Origin of the sequence: Pseudarthrobacter sp. CCNWLW217, from assembly GCF_037203985.1 — a bacterium.
Classification (GTDB): domain Bacteria; phylum Actinomycetota; class Actinomycetes; order Actinomycetales; family Micrococcaceae; genus Arthrobacter.
This window is the reverse complement of sequence record NZ_JBBCBT010000001.1, coordinates 101,872-120,258: the sequence shown is the minus strand read 5'-3', so window position 1 is coordinate 120,258 and position 18,387 is coordinate 101,872. Positions and strand designations below refer to the sequence as shown.

At 64.0% G+C, this 18,387-nt stretch carries 21 protein-coding genes and 1 pseudogene; 11 read left to right on the top strand and 11 right to left on the bottom strand.

Annotation, left to right across the window (positions count from 1 at the left end; genetic code table 11):
• Positions 1 to 2: 2 nt before the first annotated feature.
• Entirely contained in the window at positions 3 to 773 is a 771-nt protein-coding gene (locus tag V9L18_RS00570; RefSeq protein ID WP_337345228.1) for a LamB/YcsF family protein, read from the bottom strand.
• A 114-nt stretch (positions 774 to 887) separates the two neighbouring features.
• On the opposite strand from V9L18_RS00570, the gene V9L18_RS00565 reads away from it, so the two are divergent.
• Entirely contained in the window at positions 888 to 1,223 is a 336-nt protein-coding gene (locus V9L18_RS00565; protein WP_337345227.1) for a hypothetical protein, read from the top strand.
• Positions 1,224 to 1,292: 69 nt separating this feature from the next.
• Here the strand turns inward: V9L18_RS00565 and V9L18_RS00560 are convergent, their stop codons facing one another.
• Positions 1,293 to 1,838, bottom strand: coding sequence for a MarR family winged helix-turn-helix transcriptional regulator (locus V9L18_RS00560; RefSeq protein WP_337345226.1), 546 nt, complete (start codon positions 1,836 to 1,838; stop codon positions 1,293 to 1,295).
• A gap of 162 nt (positions 1,839 to 2,000) precedes the next feature.
• Positions 2,001 to 2,840, bottom strand: a complete 840-nt coding sequence (locus V9L18_RS00555) for a LysR family substrate-binding domain-containing protein (RefSeq protein ID WP_443197918.1) — start codon at positions 2,838 to 2,840, stop codon at positions 2,001 to 2,003.
• Here V9L18_RS00555 and V9L18_RS00550 point away from each other — a divergent pair.
• A complete protein-coding gene (locus V9L18_RS00550) occupies positions 2,803 to 3,207 on the top strand; it encodes a DUF5997 family protein (protein ID WP_337345224.1) in 405 nt (134 codons plus the stop codon). The two genes, V9L18_RS00555 and V9L18_RS00550, sit on opposite strands and share 38 nt — an antisense overlap.
• Positions 3,208 to 3,311: 104 nt before the next feature.
• On the opposite strand, the gene V9L18_RS00545 is transcribed toward V9L18_RS00550, so the two are convergent.
• The gene (locus V9L18_RS00545; RefSeq protein ID WP_337345223.1) at positions 3,312 to 3,692 is read right to left on the bottom strand and encodes a VOC family protein; all 381 of its coding nucleotides are present in this window, start codon (positions 3,690 to 3,692) and stop codon (positions 3,312 to 3,314) included.
• A gap of 167 nt (positions 3,693 to 3,859) precedes the next feature.
• Here V9L18_RS00545 and V9L18_RS00540 point away from each other — a divergent pair, with 167 nt between their 5' ends.
• Positions 3,860 to 4,447 carry a hypothetical protein gene (locus tag V9L18_RS00540; RefSeq protein WP_337345222.1) on the top strand — a complete coding sequence of 196 codons (588 nt, stop codon included), beginning with the start codon at positions 3,860 to 3,862 and terminating at the stop codon, positions 4,445 to 4,447.
• 12 nt (positions 4,448 to 4,459) lie between these two features.
• On the opposite strand, the gene V9L18_RS00535 is transcribed toward V9L18_RS00540, so the two are convergent.
• The gene (locus tag V9L18_RS00535) at positions 4,460 to 5,470 is read right to left on the bottom strand and encodes a phosphotransferase enzyme family protein (protein WP_337345221.1); all 1,011 of its coding nucleotides are present in this window, start codon (positions 5,468 to 5,470) and stop codon (positions 4,460 to 4,462) included.
• Between the two features lie 155 nt (positions 5,471 to 5,625).
• On the opposite strand from V9L18_RS00535, the pseudogene V9L18_RS00530 reads away from it, so the two are divergent.
• From V9L18_RS00530 to V9L18_RS00505, 6 genes and pseudogenes are all read left to right on the top strand, one after another.
• Positions 5,626 to 5,765, top strand: a pseudogene (locus V9L18_RS00530) (recombinase family protein); the annotation flags it as partial.
• Positions 5,766 to 5,999: 234 nt separating this feature from the next.
• Complete coding sequence (locus tag V9L18_RS00525) at positions 6,000 to 7,163, top strand: Fic family protein (RefSeq protein WP_337345220.1); 1,164 nt, start codon at positions 6,000 to 6,002, stop codon at positions 7,161 to 7,163.
• Positions 7,164 to 7,374: 211 nt separating this feature from the next.
• Positions 7,375 to 7,506: a hypothetical protein gene (locus tag V9L18_RS00520; protein ID WP_337345219.1), complete on the top strand. Its 132-nt coding sequence runs from the start codon at positions 7,375 to 7,377 to the stop codon at positions 7,504 to 7,506.
• A gap of 505 nt (positions 7,507 to 8,011) precedes the next feature.
• Complete coding sequence (locus V9L18_RS00515; RefSeq protein ID WP_337345218.1) at positions 8,012 to 8,350, top strand: hypothetical protein; 339 nt, start codon at positions 8,012 to 8,014, stop codon at positions 8,348 to 8,350.
• A 198-nt stretch (positions 8,351 to 8,548) separates the two neighbouring features.
• Positions 8,549 to 9,532 (top strand): TM2 domain-containing protein, encoded by a 984-nt coding sequence (locus V9L18_RS00510; RefSeq protein WP_337345217.1) that lies wholly within the window; start codon positions 8,549 to 8,551, stop codon positions 9,530 to 9,532.
• Between the two features lie 80 nt (positions 9,533 to 9,612).
• Entirely contained in the window at positions 9,613 to 10,215 is a 603-nt protein-coding gene (locus V9L18_RS00505) for a DUF6919 domain-containing protein (RefSeq protein ID WP_337345216.1), read from the top strand.
• Positions 10,216 to 10,219: 4 nt separating this feature from the next.
• Here V9L18_RS00505 and V9L18_RS00500 read toward each other — a convergent pair whose 3' ends face one another.
• Together V9L18_RS00500 and V9L18_RS00495 are read right to left on the bottom strand one after the other, a co-directional pair.
• Positions 10,220 to 11,521 (bottom strand): BNR-4 repeat-containing protein, encoded by a 1,302-nt coding sequence (locus V9L18_RS00500; RefSeq protein WP_337345215.1) that lies wholly within the window; start codon positions 11,519 to 11,521, stop codon positions 10,220 to 10,222.
• 149 nt (positions 11,522 to 11,670) lie between these two features.
• On the bottom strand, positions 11,671 to 12,960 hold the full coding sequence (locus V9L18_RS00495; protein WP_337345605.1) for an MFS transporter: 1,290 nt from the start codon (positions 12,958 to 12,960) through the stop codon (positions 11,671 to 11,673).
• A 16-nt stretch (positions 12,961 to 12,976) separates the two neighbouring features.
• Between V9L18_RS00495 and V9L18_RS00490 the strand changes: the two genes are divergently transcribed.
• On the top strand, positions 12,977 to 13,492 hold the full coding sequence (locus V9L18_RS00490; protein ID WP_337345214.1) for a winged helix-turn-helix domain-containing protein: 516 nt from the start codon (positions 12,977 to 12,979) through the stop codon (positions 13,490 to 13,492).
• 89 nt (positions 13,493 to 13,581) lie between these two features.
• On the opposite strand, the gene V9L18_RS00485 is transcribed toward V9L18_RS00490, so the two are convergent.
• On the bottom strand, positions 13,582 to 14,970 hold the full coding sequence (locus V9L18_RS00485; protein WP_337345213.1) for a flavin monoamine oxidase family protein: 1,389 nt from the start codon (positions 14,968 to 14,970) through the stop codon (positions 13,582 to 13,584).
• A 108-nt stretch (positions 14,971 to 15,078) separates the two neighbouring features.
• Here V9L18_RS00485 and V9L18_RS00480 point away from each other — a divergent pair, with 108 nt between their 5' ends.
• A complete protein-coding gene (locus V9L18_RS00480) occupies positions 15,079 to 15,846 on the top strand; it encodes a TetR/AcrR family transcriptional regulator (protein ID WP_337345212.1) in 768 nt (255 codons plus the stop codon).
• On the opposite strand, the gene V9L18_RS00475 is transcribed toward V9L18_RS00480, so the two are convergent.
• From V9L18_RS00475 to V9L18_RS00465, 3 genes are read right to left on the bottom strand one after another with little or no spacing between them, the layout of a single operon-like run.
• Positions 15,843 to 16,268: a universal stress protein gene (locus V9L18_RS00475; RefSeq protein WP_337345211.1), complete on the bottom strand. Its 426-nt coding sequence runs from the start codon at positions 16,266 to 16,268 to the stop codon at positions 15,843 to 15,845. The two genes, V9L18_RS00480 and V9L18_RS00475, sit on opposite strands and share 4 nt — an antisense overlap.
• Positions 16,265 to 17,794, bottom strand: a complete 1,530-nt coding sequence (locus V9L18_RS00470; RefSeq protein WP_337345210.1) for a tripartite tricarboxylate transporter permease — start codon at positions 17,792 to 17,794, stop codon at positions 16,265 to 16,267. Before V9L18_RS00470 ends, V9L18_RS00475 begins: the two co-directional genes overlap by 4 nt.
• 9 nt (positions 17,795 to 17,803) lie before the next feature.
• Entirely contained in the window at positions 17,804 to 18,385 is a 582-nt protein-coding gene (locus V9L18_RS00465; protein ID WP_337345209.1) for a tripartite tricarboxylate transporter TctB family protein, read from the bottom strand.
• Positions 18,386 to 18,387 lie beyond the last annotated feature (2 nt).

Here is an 18,387-nt window from a genome sequence, read left to right as displayed (position 1 = left end):
AATCACGCGGCCGCTCCGGCGAAGGCCGAGATCGTGACACCGGCGGCGGCAAGCGCGTCTTTGACCGCGATGGCCATCTCCACGGCGCCGGGGGAGTCGCCGTGGACGCAGATGCTTTCGGCGTGGATCTTCAGGACGGACCCGTCGACGGTGCGGACGGATGATTCGGTGGCCATCCGGAGCACGTGCTCGGCCACCTGCGCTGGGTCCTCCAGCACGGCGCCGGGCAGGGTGCGGGAAACCAGGGTGCCGTCGGGGTTGTAGGCCCGGTCCGCGAAAGCTTCAGTGACCGGCCGCAGCCCGGCGGCTTCGGCGAGCCGGAGCACCTCGGAGCCCGGAAGGCCAAGAATGGGAAGTCCCGGGTCCACGGACTTCACGGCGTCCACCACTGCCTGCGCCTGAGCGGTGTGATGGACGATGGCGTTGTACAGGCCGCCGTGGGGCTTGACGTACCGGACCTGGGCGCCTTCCGCAGCGGCCAGCGCCTGCAGCGCGCCAAGCTGGTAGACGACGTCGTCCGCCAGTTCGCCGGGGCTGATGTCCAGGAAGCGGCGGCCGAAGCCGGCAAGGTCCCGGTAGCCCACATGCGCGCCGATGACCACGTTCGCGGCCGCGGCCTTGCGGCACGTTGCCCTGATCACACTGGGATCGCCGGCATGGAAGCCGCACGCCACGTTCGCGCTGCTGACAGAGCGGAACATGGCCGAGTCATCGCCGAGCGTCCAGCGTCCGAACGATTCACCTACGTCACTGTTCAGGTCGATGCTTGCCATTGTGATCCTCATCTCATGGGTGTGCTCTACCAAGAATGCCCTAAATCCTCGGATTGTTCAACAATCCAACGATATTGAATCGGACGAATTTTTCTGGGCCGCTAGGCTGAAGGAATGAAACGCTGCCTTGCCGCCCTGTCCGCCGTCCCCCTGATGCTTGTCCTCGCCGGCTGCGGATCGGTGCAGGAGGCCGCCGAAACAGCCGCCAGCGACGCCGCCTCGAAGGTGGCCACCGCCGCGGCGGATGAGGTCACCAGGCAAATCTGCGCCGTGATCCAGGATGGCCTGGTCAGCGTGGAGGACAAGGCAGTACTTGGCGGGCTGGTGGCCGCCGCCGAAACAGCCGGCGTCCCCTCAGACATCACAACCCCGCTGGGCCAGATCGCCCAAGCCGGAGACCAAGTTCCGGCCGAGTCGGTTACAGCATTGAAGGAAGCCTGCCCGGCCTAGCTGCAGGTCCCCCACCCGCCGAACCGGCCGCGCTCATGGCCGGGGCCCTCCCGAGAGCTTCAGCACGGCTCACCCGCGCCGATGCTCGACATTCGGACTATCCACCCCATGGAGCTTGGCGGCATGGTCTCCCGCGCTGCGGGGATGCCGGTCCTCCGGCTCAGGGAACCGCACGACGGCGGAATCCGGGTCCGGACTCGGAAGGGAACCAACCAGCTTGGCAAGTTCCTCCCGGAGGACTTTCCACCCGATGGCCGGGTCCTGGGGATAAGCGCGGATCTCAGCCTGCGCTGCCGCAGCCAGGGCGGCGGCGCCAACTTCGGTGAGTTCAACCTTGAATTGCCTGCGGTCAACGGTCTGCCGCGTCCGCGTGATGTGGCCCGTCCCCTCCAGCCGGAGCAGGACCCGGCCCAAGGTCTGGCTCTGCACATGTACCGCGGCTGCCAACTGTTCCTGGTTGAGCGGCCCAGCCGAAAGACCCTCGAGGGCGATGACGGCGGCGCGGGTCAGGCCCAGCGGCGCAAGGGCATCGTCCTGCCGCCGCTGGACCATTCGCGCGGCCAGTGTCAGCAGGCGGTAGCTGTTCCGGGCATCTGGATCAAGATTGCTGCTCATCGACCGCGGCCTCCTGTGGATGGCGGATTGGGCGTGGTGGCACCTCTTCTGGTGCACCGCTTCCGCCTCCACAATAAGCATGCTTACCATGTGAATTGCAAGTATGCTTATTATTCTCCATTGGCCGGTGGCCGATTATGCGCTGGTTGGGGCTCTGGAACTCTAACGCTTGCCCTTTTTCCGGGAGCCCTTGCCCCGGCCCTTGTCCGGATTCGGGGCATACCGCTGCGCCACCTTGGGCTTCTTGACCGCAGGTCCCCGCCGGTCCGGCTTCGGTTCCCGCTTAGGCTTTTCCTGCTGGGCTGAAGGCTGCCGCGAACTCTGCGCCGTCCGGCCACGGACAATCCCTATGAACTCTTCAATGATCTCGTCCGTGGATTCGCTGGGCCAGGCCACGGCGATCTCCGTGGCGGGCGCACCAGTCAGGCGCCGGGCAACGGTGTCCTTGACGTTGAAGTGGCGCGCCACGGACATTGGCAGAATGACCAGGCCCGCCCCGGAGGCCACCACCTGCATGGCCATTTCCGCTCCGCCTAGTTCGGCCACGTCCAGGAACGTCTCTTCGGCCAGGTCCGCCAGCGCCACTTCCTCAAACACCGAGATCTCGTGTCCCTTGGGGGCGACCACTACGGGCTGCTCCTCATACAGGGGAATCACGCTGAGGCCTTCGCGGTCCACGGGGAGCCGGACGAAGCTGAGGTCCGCGGAACCGTCACGCAGCACTTCCAGCTGCGCGCCGTCGTCGGACATAAAAGACTGCAGCGGGATATCCAGCACACGCTCTTCCCAGCGGCGGATCCACTTGCCCGGCGTCACGCCGGCCACGTAGGCGAAGCGCAGCACCCGCGGCGCCTCTTCCTCCGGCGAGTCAGCGGGGCTGTTATCGGAGGGCGCGGCGTTCTTCGGGGATTCATTGTCAGCGGGCACGTCTTCACAGTACCGCCCGCCCGGATACCCTTGAAGCATGACCTCTGCAAACTCCCAGTCCATGAAGCCGGCCACCGTTGCCAAGAAGCTTGGCATCTACCTGCCCGCAACACCGCAGGAGTTCCAGGATTCGACCATCACCCGCGCCGATTTCGCCGAGCTCCAGGCCAACCCGCCGGAATGGCTCGCCGAACTCCGGCGCAACGGGCCGCACCCGCGCCCCGTGGTGGCCCAGAAGCTGAACGTTTCCATCAGCGGCCTGGCCCGCGGCGGTGTGGAGGAAGCGCTCACGACGGCGGAAATCACCGCGCTGCTTCAGGCGCCCCCGGCGTGGCTGGTCACCGAGCGCGCCACGCACGCGGCCGTCCGCGCCGAAGCCCAGCGGGTCAAGGACGAGGCAGCCAAGAAGGACGCCAAAAAGGCACGCGCCAAGGCCGAGTAGTCCGTTTCGCCCCGCGCATCCGAGGCTTGTTCGCGGATCCGGACCTTCGTGGTTCGGATCCGCGAACAAGCCTCTGTTGTGTCCGGAGGTGGGCTAGGCAGGCGTCAGTCCTGGTGCAGCTGCACGAAGTTTCCGCAGCCGTCGTCGAACACTGCGCTGATGCCGGAGGGGTCCTCGGACGGTTGACCCTGGAAGGTGACGCCAGCGGCGACCAGACGGTTGTACTCCGCCTGCACATCGGGGACGCCCAGGACGATGGCCGGCAGCCCGGCGTCGTGCACGGCGTTCATGTAGTCCGCCCCGATGGGGTTGTCACTGGGCTCCAGCAGGAGTCCCACCGACCCGGCGTCGGAGCCTGGGTCCTTGATGATGAACAGGTTGTGTTCGGGCATGGCCATCAGGGTCTCGAAACCCAGGGTTTCCGTGTAGAACGTGTGGGCGGCGGCGGGGTCCTTGACGTGGATGCTGCACATTTTGAGTCGCATGGTCCTACGCTACGCGGCGGCGCCGCCGCTGAGTAGGTTCGATCCGGGAGCTCCGCCAGCCCGCAGCACTGCCCGCGCCCTACCCATTGACCCGGCTGCCCGCAGGGGTTGCAATGGAAGAAGGATCCCGGAGTCCTGGGCCGGGCCTGACGCTGGGAGGTGCCGCGGTGCCCGCCTTATTAGAATCCGTCCTTTCGGGAACCTGGCAGCTGTTGTTCTGGGGAGCTGTGCTGGCGTGCGCGGTGGCGGCGACGGTTTTTGCCGTGCGCCTGCACTCTGAGCCGGCCGGCCGCGCCTCCGACACCTTGTTCTGGGACGTATTTATGGGCTCGGCAGTGGCGGTCCCCGCGATCCTCATTCCCACACTGGCCTCGCCGTGGGCAGGGATCGTGCTGGCCGCTGTGGGCGGAGCAACGGGGGTGGCGGCCTACCGGAGCCATCCTCGAATCATGGCGTGGCAGACTACTCGGCGCCAGCGCCGGCAGGAGCAGCCGCTTTACACGGCAGCGCAGGCTGAACACAGCACTCTACTGGCACGGTGGAGCCGGTATGAGCTGGATCCGGCCTATTGCATCGATTACCCGGCCATGACCGACGTCCGGCAGCCCGAAACCGCGGCAGTGATCAGGGCAATGCGGGAAGCCGAGCAGCTACGGGCCGTCCCGCATCAGGGGTATGCACCCGCCGTAGCGCGCCTTCGCCTGGCCTTGACCGAGGCCGAAAAAGCGGCGGGAATTCCGGCGCCCGCTGAATGATTGCCTGACTGGTCAGATCCGGTTCCGCAGGAGGCGGTCCCGATGCCAGCGTTGATGTTCCCGCAGTGAAGCGTCCAGTTCCCGGACCCAATCGGGCCGCTCACCATCGCCCGCATCCAAGACGCCCTCCAGTTGCCCGATCATGCGAGCGGATGCGGCCAGCGAGTGCAGGGGCAAGCTGGCCTCCTCGGCTGGCGTGAAGGCTCGCCGGCTGCGGTAACCCGCCAGGAATGCTGCCAACAACTCAGGCCGTTCCCTGGAGCCCAGGGTGGTTCCCGTCAGGTCCCGGACGGCAAGTGCGACGTCGGCGGCGAACCAGCCGTGGTGAGCCTCATCGGCGTCGAAGAACGCTACTCCCCCGGGACCGAACCGGATGTTGTCCAATTCAAAGTCACCGTGGCAGATGCCGCGCGAGTACTGGTCCGGGTCAAGTTTTGCGATTTCGTCCTCGACGGACCGGATGGCGCATCTCAATGGATCCTTAGCTAACCCTCCCGGGAGCGTCCCGTCCGATTGTTCCTGAACTGGCAGCGTGTCCACCCTGGGTGGTGCCGGCTCCGGAGCTCCATTTCCGCCGGAGTGAAGATCGGCCAGCGCTGCTCCCCACTTGACTGCGTGCCCGGCGGAAAGGTCCTCGACGGCAAATTCCGCCCCCTCGGCCGCGGGCACAAGCATCGCAACGACCCGGCCGTCCGGGGTCTCGACGGCTTCAGAAAGCTGGCCGTTGTTGCTCGGGATCGGCGCCACGGCACCCAGCCCCTGGCCGGCCCAGCCAGCCAGCAGCGGCACAGAGTTGGCCAGTTTCGCTGCGGCAGTGGACCCTTCCCGGGCAAATCGCAGATAGGCAGGCGGCTGGTTGCCGTCCGGGGCCGGGATGACGAAGACGTGGGTGGCACTCGACCGCAGCCACCGGGCGGAGCCCGGCGGCAAGCCCCAGGCCGCTGCAACGGAATCGGCTACCGGGCTGCGCCAGCTTTCATCCACGGTCCTGCTGATTCGCCAGATTTCGGAAATGGGAAGCACGGGATAAATATGGCACAAACCGTGTTGTAGTCGGGGGTAGCGTCCCGGGTGCCGACGCGTTTCTTTACGTAACGTGGGTTATCGGCACTAAAACCACGGGAGTAGAAGTAGCTGCGAGAACTCCCGTTCCGTGACTAATTCGGGGTTTTGCAGGTCTATCCGTCATGGGCGCCTTCGCCGAAATTCGAACGCTCCCTCATCAGAGAATGCAAGCGGGCAGGCATTGCCCACGAGAAACAGCGCGGGGCCTACAAAGGGCGCACAAAGACCCTCATACCGGAACGTTTCGCCGAGGTCTTTACCACGGCGACCCTCACCGCCGCCGCGACCATCACCACCGTGATGACGACGAGAAGCGCCGGAGTGTGTCGGCGGTGGCCGCCGAGCGCTGCACCCCACTGGATCGTCACAAACCATGACCAATGACGCCGTTATTCGTACTTTGGCCCGAAAATAGGAATAAGCTCGCTCTTATTCAGACTTAGGAGAACCGATGACCGATTTCTGGCCAGCGCATGGAAGCAAAACCATGCCATGGAAATCCTCGGGCCGGCCACCCCGTGAGGACCGCGATTTCACGGAAGTGGTCGTCTCCCTGCCGCCCCAGATCTCCGACCTCTGGTACTCCCCCAGCCGCGAAACCATAGTTGCCCTTGAAGAGGCGGCCGTAGCGGTTGCCTCCCTGGATGTCACAGCGAGCTCCCGTATGGCCGCTATCAGCGGCTTCCTGCTGCGCAGTGAAGCAGTATCGTCTTCCAAGATCGAGCACGTCAACGCCAACCGCGAGGACTATGCACGCGCCATGGTCGGGCTGAAAGCCAGTGCCAACGCGCGATCCATGGTTGCTGCTGCTGACGCGGTGCAGGCAATGATCAACGCCGCGGGCCACACCGGCGAGATCCTGTTGAAGGACCTGCTCGCGGCTCACCACACCCTAATGAAGGACGATCCGGTCGACGGCCCGCACGCCGGGAAGGTGCGGGATGTTCAGAACTGGATCGGTGGCAGCGATTACTCGCCTCGCGGAGCTATACACGTCCCACCCCCGCCGGAGCTAGTTCCGGACCTGATGGCGGACCTGATGGTCTTCTGCAACCGCAAGGACATCCCGATCATGGCTCAGGCCGCCATCGCTCACGCCCAGTTTGAGTCCATTCACCCCTTCACAGACGGCAATGGACGCATCGGGCGTGCTTTAATCGGAGCGATCTCCCGTCGCCGCGGACTCACCAAGAACACCGTCACACCCATTGCCTCGGCGATGGTCGCCAACGTCGACATGTACTTCAGCCTGGTCAACAACTACCGGACCGGCGATGTTGACCCTTTGGTCCTGTACCTGGCTCAATCGGCTCTCCACGCTTCGGATGCGGCACGTGAATCCGTATCAGCCTTGGATGCCCTGCCTGCACAGTGGATGGAGATGGCGAAACCCCGAAAGGGGTCTGCCGACGAGAAGATCATCCCCTGGCTGCTCGAGCGGCCTGTGTTTGAGGCCCACAGCGCCGCCTACGCTGCCGGCGTTGCTGAGAAGTCCGTGTACGGCGCCCTGGAACGGCTCACCAAGGCCGGAGTCATCAGCTTGGTCGGGACATCCCAGCGCCACCGGGCCTGGGCTGCAACGGAAGTCTTGGATGAGGTCGACCGGCTCAACAAGCGCCTCGCCGAGAATGCGCCCGCCGCAGCAAAGTGACGCAGAGACAGAATCGGCTGCCAAGGGGGTCGGACCACCGACCCCCCTTGGCCGTGAACGCAAAACCTGTCTCCGTCCGCATTAGGTTGGACAGGAACACCTTGGAATTTTCGATCCATTTGGGGTGAATCATGGCCGAGCAGCAGAAGTCATCAATAAAGACGTAGCCAGCCAGACCTGTGTCTGCTGCAACTCAGCCGGGGATGAGGGCATGATCGCTGCCAACTCGCTGGCTTCCCGGTTCATATCGAGGAAGCTGAAGTCCCCGCAGGTCCGGCGGCATGGCCCCGACGACGACATCCACACGCTTTGCCCCTCCTCAGGTCTCCCAGGCGGCGTCTGAGGTGTCGGGTTGTTCGCGTTCCGCGGGGGTCCGCGGCGTGAGTAGCTCTTCCCAACCCTTCGGGGAGAGGCTCGTCCAAACTTTCCAGGATGGTGCTCGGATGACCGCTTCCGCGCCGCAGGCCCTTGAGATGCCGGGGATCTTGCCGGCCGCAAGAGCAAGGTCCGGAAGCAAAGAATGGGTCATCTCCGACCCCATGGCCCTCGGGTTTTGGACGGTCGATTGAGATGGTCAAATCGGTTCAGGAAGCAGTCAAAAGCAAGGCACTCTTGATCGCTAGCAGCTATCCACGTCTGCGATGGGCTGCACGTAACTCCTGGTGAAGTCCCGGACCAGTCGGTTTGGCGGAACGTCTGGACCGGCGCCGGAAACATCCCCTTCCAGGAGTGGGTGGGCGCCATCCGCAACACCATTCACATGCTGCTCGCCTGCCCCTATTGCTGGCCACACGTCAGGTTTAAACTGGTCTTGCACTCAGCGGTTGCGTGCACAAAAGGAGAAGGTCATGGCGGTCATCGAGCAGGTGCGTGAAGGAATGCACGTCGTAGCGTCGGATGGGAAGAAGATCGGCAAGGTCGAGGACCTGAAAATGGGTGATCCGGAGGCAGTGACCTCGGATGGCCAGACAGACCCTGAAACAGGAGGCCTCGTCAACAGCGTGATCGATGGCTTTGCTGTGTCCTCCAAGTTGCCCCGGCATGCCGCAGAGAGGCTGCTGCGGATTGGCTATGTGAAAGTCGACAGGTCCGGTTTCCTGGCCGGTCACGCCTACTTCGCCGCGGATGAGCTGGACCGGGTTGAGGGCGACACGGTGTGGCTCGCAGAGGGTAGGAACGCGGATTAAGGAATAAGGAGTAGCGCCTTGGTGGCGCTACTCGACGAAACGGTCACTCCGTGTAGACGGGATACCTAAGGTCACCATGCGCGGGGACCGCAGGCCGTCGTCTAGAATTTTCAAAGCATCATCGGTACTGGGGGCAGCCGATCGTGGATCCCCGTGCTGTGAGCGCCATCGGCCAAACAGAAACGGGATCCAGCAAACATGAGTCACCCCCCTTACCCCCACTCGCCCCAGAATGACACCGGAGCAGGAGCTCCGCCGATCCCGAACGCGCCGATCCCGAACGCACCGTCCAGTTTTGGAGGGCAGTACCAGGGAGCACCGCAGGGCGGGTACCAGGTGGGACCAGGTTCAGGCCCTTACGGCTACGTTCCCTACACCAATGGTCCGGGCAAGTCCTTCATGACCACCTGGATCCTGTCTCTCCTCCTCGGCAGCCTGGGTGTGGACCGCTTTTACCTGGGCAAGATCGGCACCGGCATTGCCAAGCTGCTGACCGCCGGCGGACTCGGCATCTGGTCCATCGTTGACCTGATCATCACGTTGACCGGCAATGCCAGGGACAAAGACGGCCGACCGCTGGAGGGGTACACGGAGAGCAAGAAGACGGCATGGATCGTCACGGGCGTCGTGTGGCTCATCGGGCTGGTCGTGGGAATCCTGTATGGGCTCGTTGCCATTGCGTCCACCGCAGCAATGATGGAGCAGCTTCAGAAGTCGCCGGCCACGCAGTCGGCCGCTGCGGAGGATACCGCTGCCACCGAAGCCGCACCCGCACCGCTTTCCGGTGACGCCAACTCCTTCGTGGTTACTGTGTCCGAGGGCAATACAGCAAAGGTCACCGTCATAGATTCCCTCTATGTCACAGAGATTCCGTCCATGTCCTACATGACTCCGAACAACGGCGGGTTCCTTCTGGTGGAAGTGTCTTGGGAGACGCTCACTGGAATGAGCTCCCCCAGCCCTGCCAACTTTGAGGCCTACGGTGCGGACGGTAACGAGGGCGAGGGCATATATCTGGAGGAGGGTGCCCTGCCGAGCGAGATGGACAGCCCGGCTGGCCAGGTCCACAGCGGAGTGATTGCATTTGACATCAAGAACGGACCGACCACCATCGCGATCAGCGATGACTTCGGCGACGAGGCATCAAGCTTCACCCTGACCCCTCCGGTGGGTCAGTTGTAAATCCCCGCCCACAGGTCCGAGGTTAAGTGCTGTGTCGTTGTGGCTGGAATGCAGCCACAAGACGCCGGTAGCATCCGAGGATGGAACCCACAGAAGCGGAAGTCCGTGACCAGTTCGGCAGGAACCTGGAGGACAAGGGTGCCTGGCGGCAGGCCACCACTCTTGACGCCGCCGGGGAACTGACGGCGCGCTGGCTCGAAGGGAAAAGTGAGTACCAGGCGGCTACCTTCACGGTCCGCTATGACGACGAAACTGAACCCATCGCCGTCGAACTGGCAGCTCTTAACAGAAGTGGTCTCTTCACCAAGGAGTCCCAGCCCGGCCTGCAGGCCGGAGAAAGCGCGCAGCGCCAGTACGTCACAGGATTCTGCAGCGCCGAAACCGCTGCCGACCTGCTGGCTCTGTCCACCCGGTCCGACCTCGTCACCGTGGCCCACGCCCCCGGTGAGTCCAGCAGTGCGTCCATAGCGGTAACGCTCGACGGCGGCGAGGTAGTGACAGTGTTGGGTTCCAGTGAGAATCCGGTCACCGAGGATCAGATCCGGGACTGGGCGGAGGAAAGCAACGAAAGCTTGGCATTGCTGCTGGCCGACTCCTGGTACGTGGAGATCCTGGACCCCGTGTGGGGCAGGAACGACGTCCTGCTCCCGGCTGTCTTCGCCGCACTGACCGCCCGGCAGTAGGCGCCTACCGGGCCTCAGCTCCCCTGTTCTCCGTGACGACGGCGACGATCTCCGTGTTGTACGACTGGGATGACCGCATTGAGCCCCGGAACCAGCAGAGGGCATGCACGCCTGCGTCCCCCGGGACCACCAGGGGGCGCAGGTTGTCCACTTCAGAATCGGAGGTGACGGCCTCCCAGTCCCAGCTCGCGCCGCCGTCGGACGTCCGTCCCGAATAAATCTCGTAGTGGTCCGTCGGGCCTCCGGAGCGCGGATCCACCGGCGCGGAGATGTAAACGTGGTCAAGGTCGTGAGGATCCACGGCACCCAGCCCGGTGTAGTCCTGTTCGTGCGGGAGCAGGGCGGGCCCCGCGACGGCGAGCGGGTGGAGGCTCCAGGCCGAGCCGTCAAAGCGTGCGTACAGCAGGCGGTGATCGTCGACGTCGAGGCGTTGCTCCCGCTTCAGCACACCGTTGACGTCGTTGGCGCGGCAGGTGATGATCGCGGCAAGCTGGCCTTCCTGCCTTCGCAGGTCGGCGGTCCATCCGTGGGTGAGGACATCGCCGTCGAGCTCGGTGCCTGCCTCGAAGATGGTGGTCAACCCAACCTGGCTGACGCCGGCGGACCCGATCACGGGCTTGCTGATGACCTGCCCGGCCGCATCGTGCAGGGCATCCCCCTGGACATAGCCGTGGTAGATGCTGTTGTTGTAGTCCCGTGGGTGGTGGTCGGTGGAGATGAGGTCGATCCGGTCCGTGCCGTTGGAGCAGTACCGGGTGTAGCCGTTGACGTAGCCCACCTTGGGACGGGTAAAGAGCTTTCCGCCATAGCTCCAGGTGGCGCCGTCGTCGTCGGAAACCATCAGGGTGGGGTCATCGTTGATGGCACGGACGAAGTTGTAGGTCCGTGACTCGTTGGCGAGGCGGTGCAGGTTGGAATAGGTGGCGCCGCGGCCGCCTGCGAGTTCGGTCCAGTCGAAGGCCTGTTCGGGCTCCCACTCGCTGGCGTCATGCGGCCGGACTGAAACGCGCCAGCGGGAGTAATTGTCCGTCTTGTGCTTGGCGTACATCGCCAGGTAGCGCCCGTCCGGACGGATCAGCAGCGCCGGCGCGTTGTGGTCGTCCGATTCGAGCTGCTCGTGGAGGACGTGGACTTGGCTGACACCCGTGGCCAGGTCCAGGACCGCCACTTCGATGTTGCCGCAGCGGTGTTCGCCGCCCGGCCCCTCGGGTGCGGCGACGGAGCCCACCAGCAGGGTGTTGTTCACGGGATCGATCAGCGCCCGTTCATCCTGGAACCAGCACCAGGCACCATTGTCGTTAAGCATTACTGGAGCGTTCGTCATTGAGTTCCCCTGTGGTTGCATCGTTTCAAAAGAAGGATTACGACCATCGTAGTCAACTTGCTTCCTCCAGCCCGACTATGGCGGCTTCATGACTACCTTGTCCCCCACCAAGAATTGCATGGCTGCCTCTCTCAATGCGCGGACGCCGGGACGTGGGTGACGTCGTCGACGTCGTCGATGATCGGTGGTTCCTTGATCCACAGCATGGTGACCGCGGCCAGACCGAGGAGCACACCGGCGAACACGATCGCATTGTTCGGGTTGGCTCCCAGCAGATGCTCGTAGATCCAACCGAACGTCACCGACTGAATCATCATTGGCACCACGATCATCATGTTGATGATGCCCATGTAGACGCCGTACCTGTTTGAGGGGATCATCCGGACTGCCATGATGTAGGGCACTCCCATGATGGAGGCCCAGGCGATCCCGAGCCCGATGATCGGGAGGAAGATCAGGAACTTGTTGTCGATGAACGGGAAGATCACCAGCCCGGCAGCCGCCAGCAACAAGCACACGCAGTGGACCATTTTGGCGCCGCGACGCCGTGCGAAGGCAACCAGGGCAAAGGCGACGCTGAAGGTGATGATGTTGTACCAGCCGTTGACGAGGCCGGTCCAGGCGACAGCATCTTCCTTGCCTTGCAGGTTGTCCGGGAACACTGACTTGGCAACGGACAGAGCCACGAACTGCCAGTAGCAGACCATGCCGTACCACTGGAACAGGTACACGACTGCGAGCTTGCGCAGCTGGCGCGGCATCACGCGGATCGCCTCGGCGATCTCCTTGACCGCGGGAACGAGGCCGCCCTTCTTCGCTCGCAATGCCGCGAGCTCCTCTTTGGATGGCGGGATCTCCGGCGTGGTCAGGACGGAGACGAGCACTGTGGCGATCGAACACACGGCACCAACCATGAATGAGCCGACCACCCAGTACGGGATGCCGGCCTCGGTGGCCCCCTGGATGAATTGCTGGAAGACGAACAGGGAGATGTTGGCCAGGGTGATGCCGAGGCCGGTGAAGAACGCCTGGGCCAGGAAGCCCTTACCGAGCTGGGAAGGAGGCAGTTTATCGGCGATGAACGCACGGTACGGCTCCATGGCCGTGTTGTTGCTCGCATCCAGGAGCCACAACAACATCACCGCCATCCAGACCGCGGTGACGAAGGGGAATAGGAACAGGCACAGGGCGCAGCCGATTGCGCCAATGAGGAAGAACGGCTTGCGGCGCCCCCACCGAGGGCTCCAGGTGCGGTCCGAGAGGGCACCAATGAGGGGCTGGATGAGGAGGCCGGTGATCGGCCCTGCCAAGTTGAGGATGGGCAGATCGGAGGGGTCTGCGCCGAGGAACTCGTAGACCGGGTTAATCGCGGTCTGCTGCATCCCGAAACTGTACTGGATCCCGAAAAACCCGATATTCATCAAAAGGATCTGCCGCATGTTCATCAACGGTTTCTGCCGAAGGGCCCCCGTTTGCTGCATGCTGGACTGCTTCGCCGAACTCATAGGCGTTTCCTTCTTACGGGCTACCCCCGCTGTCGACGAGCTTAACCATCATACTCGGTTCCATCGTGAGTCGAACGGCATGAATAACCCGGCTGAAATGTGCCCGCAACACTGCTGGGGTGTAATTGCGATTCAACTTTTGAAAGGCGGCAGGATGAACGGCACCATGACGGGCACAAGAATTGCAGATCCCATCACAAGGGGAATAATCGAGCTCCGGACCAATCCTGTCCGCACCCAAATAATTGACCACCTGGCACTGCGCGGAGCAAGCCGGTTATCGGACATCAGCGACGCCGTCGGCTCGCCCCGGGCAAGTGTGCAATATCACTTATCGAGGCTGGAGGACGCATCAATTGTTCGGTGCAATATCCCGGCCGGCGAAAGAACCGGATTCACCCCTTTCTACTACCTGACGGCCACGAATGGTTACTTTTCGACCGTATAGGCGAGGGGTCGGCCCACCCCAGGGTATGCCGCCTTCATCGAGGCCGCCCACCCTGGAATCGGGCCGCCGAGTCCTGACTGGGCTGACAGCTACACCCCGGCCGGCTCGGCCACACGGGCAACTTCGGCAATTCGGGCGGCAGTGAGCCGGCCCATTCGGATGGCTCCGTCCACGTGCTGGTAGCCTTCCGCGGCGAGGTCGGAGGAGCACCAGTAGATGGGGCCGACGGGGGTGTGCTGGTCTTTTCCGTAGCGGTGGAGCCCGCCCAGGTCGTAGCTGGACGCGTATGCGCCCCGGGTCCACTCCTCGGAGCCCCAATCCGATTCGTAGTACACCTCGGGGTCCAGCGCCCTGTCCCCCAGGAACCCGGCGATCGACTCAAGCACCAGGCGCTTGCGTTCGTCGGCACCCAACTCGAAGACGGCGTCGGCCTTTTCATCCGAGATGAAGCCCACCAAAGTCCCGCGTGCATCGCCGTGGTTGGTGTTGTCGTAGACCTCCTGGACCAGCGAGCCGGCGCCGAATCCGGTCCCGGAAAGGCCCTCCTCGCGCCAGAACGGCGTGCTGTAGACGGCATGGACCTTGATGACCAGGCCCAGCGACTGGTGCTGGTGCATCTGGTGCTGGCGGCGCGGCAGCGGCGGGTTGAAGGAAACACGCGAATAAAGGTTGGGCGGCACGGCCATGATCACAAACCGCGCATTCACGGTTGCCCGCTCGGATACGACGGTGACGCGGTGGCCGTCCTCATCATGTTCCCAGTTGATGGTTCGCACCGGACTGTCGAGGACGACGTCGTCACCCAACTCCCGCGCCTGCAGCAGGGAGACCTGCTGCATTCCGCCCACCACGCGCTTGTCCAGGATGAAGTCCTCGTCGGTGAGGTGGGTGAAGGACCCGGCAGAGGCTGCCATCAGTACGGCCTGGAGCGCGGAGAAGGCGTGCGCGGGCTTGGTGAGCATGCCGCCGGCGATGAACAGGCCGATATTGTTGCACGCTTCCTCGTTGTCTGAGTTGGCGCGCAGCCAGTGGTGGAAGGAAACCGTGTCCAGGTCCCGGGCTTTGGGATGCGCCCAGGGTTCGGTAGCACCGATTTCGGCGGCCAGTCCGTCCAGCAGGGCAATGAGTTTGTCCATTTCGACGGCGGTGGCCGGGTCCACCGGGAAGGAGTCGCCGGTGTAGCGAACAGGTTTGCCGTCCGCTCCGATGTAGACGGACTCGCCACTGCGGTAGCGGGAATAGGTCTTCAGGCCCAGTTCATCCAGCAGGTCCAGGAGCACCGTCTGGTCCGGCGAGACCCATTGGCCGCCGATCTCCAGCATGGCCCCGTCCACGGTGTCCGTCCAAGTGCGGCCACCCACGCGGTCCCGGGCTTCCAGCACGGCCACGGTCAGTCCCGCTTTCTTCAGTTCACGGGCTGCGGTCAACCCCGAGGGTCCCGCTCCAACGACCACAACGTCGCGGTTTAGGTTCAGCATGATGTCCTCTCTGTGGCTGCGCCAGTGATACGCGCCACTAAATGAATGCCATTCATTTATTAGAACTATAGCGGTTCACGCCGCGCTCGGGAAGACGTGGGTGGAATAATGCTGGGGAACCCCCACGAAAGGGCCCGCACCATGCCGGCTGCCGCCGCACCAGGAACCACCGCCGGAAAAGCCGGCACCAGTACCGCCCCCGGCGTCGCCACGGGACCCGATGACGGGGCAAAGGGCGCACGACGCCGGGCCGGCCGCCCCTCGGCGGCCCTGCTGGACCAAGCCGGCATTACGGCAGCCGCCCTGGAACTCATCGGCAAGAAGGGCTACGACGGCCTCACGATGGCTGCCTTGGCACGCCAACTGGACGTGGCGCCGTCGGCCCTTTACAACCATGTGGCCTCCAAACGTGATGTCCTCCTGCTCGTGGAGGACCACCTCGCGGCCCTGGTCGATGTTTCGGGATTCGGGGCGCGGCCGTGGGAAGACGCCGTGCGGACGTGGGCGTGGAGCTACCGCGATGTTTTTGCCCAGCACACTCCGCTGATCCCTGTCATCGCGGTTCTGCCCGTGACGGACGCACCGCAGACCCTGGCCATGTACGAGACCGTAAGCGCCGGTTTCGTGGCGGCAGGCTTTCCCGAAGAGCGGATCGTGTCGGCGATCGTGGCCCTGGAGTCATTCATTTTCGGCTCGGCCTATGACGTCACGGCGCCGGCGGACATTTTCGACGCCGGCAGCATGGCCGAGGCGACTCCGCACTTCACTGCGGCCGTACGGAGCCTGGCGGCGCGGGGCGACGAGCGCCCCGCGGACGTAGCCTTCGGCCTGGGGCTCGATGCACTCATCACTGGACTCGGGGCGCTGCGGGGCTAAGGGCGCGCTGAACGAGGTACTTCCCAGGCGCCGGCCGCCTTGACGGCGAGGACGGGGCGGTCGGCCTGCATCAGGATCCGCTGGGCATGGCTTCCCAGGATGAACTTTCCTACCTGGGTCCGGTGCCTGAGCCCGATGACGATCAGTGATGCATTGGCCTCACGGGCGACGTCGAGGAACTCATCGGCAAGGTCGTGCTGGTAGGGGGGCTGGATCACGGTGGCCATGACGCCGGCTTCTGCCGCGCGGCTGGCCGCCCGTGCCAGGACATTGTCCGGTGCCACTGACTTGTCCACCAGCGCGCCTTCCCTGGCCGAGTTGACGATCACCAGGTCCTCGTTGCGGAGCTTGGCTTCGGCAATGCCTGCCGTCAGCGCGGCCTCTCCTGCCGGCGTGGGGACGAATCCGACGATGATGCTCATACCTTCTCCTTGATTTCCGGCGTGACAGCCGTAGGGGCAATTGATTTGCGCTTGGCGATAGCACCGCGGATGACCGGAAGGACGGCTACCAGGACGAAGACTGCCAGCAGGGTTGCGGAGATCGGACGGCCAAAGAAGCCCAGGGAGTCGCCGCCGAACATGAGCAACGAGCGGCGCATAGAGCTTTCCAGCAGTTCGCCCAGCACGAAGGCCAGCACCAGGGGTCCCGGCTCGAAGCCGAACTTCTTCATGAGGTAGCCGATGATGCCGAACACAACGACGAGTGTGACGTCGAACATGCTGTTGTTGATGGTGTAGGCACCCAGCAGGGTGATCAGGGCCGTGACGGGTGCCAGAATGGCAGCCCGGACGCGGAGGATCTTCACGAAGATTCCGACCAGCGGCAGGCTCATGATCAGCAGCAGGACGTTGCCGATGTACATGGAGTTCACCACGCCCCAGAAGAGTTCCGGGTTCTGCTCCACCAGCTGCGGTCCGGGCGTGACGCCCTGGATCAGCAGCGCACCGAACATCAGCGCCATGGTGGCGTTGGCGGGGATGCCAAGGGTCAGCAGCGGGATAAAGGAAGACGTCGCGGCAGCGTTGTTGGCAGTTTCCGGCCCGGCCACACCTTCGGGTGCGCCCTTTCCGAAACGCTCGGGCTGCTTGGCCCGCTTCTTCTCCATGGCGTAGGAGGCCATGGACGCGATCGTGGCACCGCCGCCGGGCAGGATGCCCAGGACGAAGCCCAGGACTGAACCTCGGCCGATCGCGCCGGAGGCCTGCTTGAGATCCTTGCGTGAAGGCCAGACGTTAGTGACTTTCGACGGCGCCTTGGCGGCCCGGTGGCGTTCCTCAAGGTTGTAGAGGATTTCGCCGAGTCCGAAGATGCCCATGGCGATCGGCACAAAGTCCAGGCCGTCGGCCAGTTGCAGGCTGCCGAACGTGAACCGGCTTTCACCGGTGAAGATGTCGCGGCCCACGGTGGCTAGCAGGAGCCCAAGAGCCGCGGCGATGAGTGCCTTGGCCTTCGAACCGCTGCTGATGGTGGCCACAAGGAGGATACCGAGCATGGCCAGGGCGGTGTACTCGGGTGCACCGAAGTCCAGGGCGAAACTTGCCACGATGGGCGCCAGGAACGTCAGTCCGATGATGGCTGCGGTGCCACCGATGAAGGATCCAATGGAGGCCAGCCCCAGTGCCGTTCCTGCCCTGCCATGCTTTGCCATCTGGTAGCCGTCGAAGACGGTGACCACCGAGGACGCTTCTCCGGGAAGCCGCAGGAGCACGGAGGTGATGGTGCCGCCGTACTGCGCGCCGTAAAAGATGCCGGCCAGCATGATGATGGCGGTGACCGGCTCCACGTTGTAGGTGAGCGGAAGCAGGATTGCGATGGTTGCCGCCGGTCCAAGGCCGGGCAGCACACCAATCAGCATGCCGATCACGACGCCGATCAGGCAGTAGAGGAGGTTGGTCGGCTCCAGGACAACCGCAAATCCGTTGATAACGGGATTCAGAAAATCCACGGGGGTCTCCTAGAAGAGGTGGGGAATGGAGGTGTTGAGTGCCAGGACGAAGATTGCGTAGAAGGCAATAACGACGGCGGCACTGACTACCAGCGTGGAGCGCCACGTTTCGCCGCCCAGGAAGCGCATCCAGATAACGCACAGGACCAGGGCCGGCAGCTCAAAACCGATCAGCGGCATCAGGGCCACCATGGCGGCGAGCGTCACCAGGCCGGTCAGCGGGGCCGCGGACATCCGGGTGAATTTCTCCGCATCCCGGTTGTGCCGGCCCAGGATTAGTTGGAAGAGTCCAAGGGCTGCCATGACGCAGCTGATGATGAACGGCCACAGGCCAGGCTGGGGCTTGTCTGGCGTTCCCAGCCCCATGGAGACCGAGAGGATGACCGCGCCGATTCCGACGCCAAGGACCACCAGCGATGACGCCGCGTTGGCGAGGGCGCCGGCCGCGGGAGGCTTTTCCTCTTCCCACTGGGCTGCGAGTTGCTCTGGCGTCAGGTCATCGGGAACTTCGCTGGGGAGGGTGCTCGGGGTGTCCCCGCCGGAGGCAGCTGACGTGCTGCCTCCGGCGGGCACTGCGGGGGTTCCTTTCACAG

Coding starts and splice junctions, on each gene's coding strand:
- V9L18_RS00565 (WP_337345227.1), top strand. CDS start 888: ATGAAACGCTGCCTTGCCGCCCTGTCCGCCGTCCCCCTGATGCTTGTC.
- V9L18_RS00520 (WP_337345219.1), top strand. CDS start 7,375: ATGATCGCTGCCAACTCGCTGGCTTCCCGGTTCATATCGAGGAAGCTG.
- V9L18_RS00490 (WP_337345214.1), top strand. CDS start 12,977: ATGTTCATCAACGGTTTCTGCCGAAGGGCCCCCGTTTGCTGCATGCTG.
- V9L18_RS00500 (WP_337345215.1), bottom strand. CDS start 11,521: ATGCTTAACGACAATGGTGCCTGGTGCTGGTTCCAGGATGAACGGGCG.
- V9L18_RS00550 (WP_337345224.1), top strand. CDS start 2,803: ATGACCTCTGCAAACTCCCAGTCCATGAAGCCGGCCACCGTTGCCAAG.
- V9L18_RS00525 (WP_337345220.1), top strand. CDS start 6,000: ATGCCATGGAAATCCTCGGGCCGGCCACCCCGTGAGGACCGCGATTTC.
- V9L18_RS00495 (WP_337345605.1), bottom strand. CDS start 12,960: ATGAATATCGGGTTTTTCGGGATCCAGTACAGTTTCGGGATGCAGCAG.
- V9L18_RS00510 (WP_337345217.1), top strand. CDS start 8,549: ATGAGTCACCCCCCTTACCCCCACTCGCCCCAGAATGACACCGGAGCA.
- V9L18_RS00560 (WP_337345226.1), bottom strand. CDS start 1,838: ATGAGCAGCAATCTTGATCCAGATGCCCGGAACAGCTACCGCCTGCTG.
- V9L18_RS00475 (WP_337345211.1), bottom strand. CDS start 16,268: ATGAGCATCATCGTCGGATTCGTCCCCACGCCGGCAGGAGAGGCCGCG.
- V9L18_RS00480 (WP_337345212.1), top strand. CDS start 15,079: ATGCTGGGGAACCCCCACGAAAGGGCCCGCACCATGCCGGCTGCCGCC.
- V9L18_RS00485 (WP_337345213.1), bottom strand. CDS start 14,970: ATGCTGAACCTAAACCGCGACGTTGTGGTCGTTGGAGCGGGACCCTCG.
- V9L18_RS00570 (WP_337345228.1), bottom strand. CDS start 773: ATGGCAAGCATCGACCTGAACAGTGACGTAGGTGAATCGTTCGGACGC.
- V9L18_RS00545 (WP_337345223.1), bottom strand. CDS start 3,692: ATGCGACTCAAAATGTGCAGCATCCACGTCAAGGACCCCGCCGCCGCC.
- V9L18_RS00505 (WP_337345216.1), top strand. CDS start 9,613: ATGGAACCCACAGAAGCGGAAGTCCGTGACCAGTTCGGCAGGAACCTG.
- V9L18_RS00515 (WP_337345218.1), top strand. CDS start 8,012: ATGGCGGTCATCGAGCAGGTGCGTGAAGGAATGCACGTCGTAGCGTCG.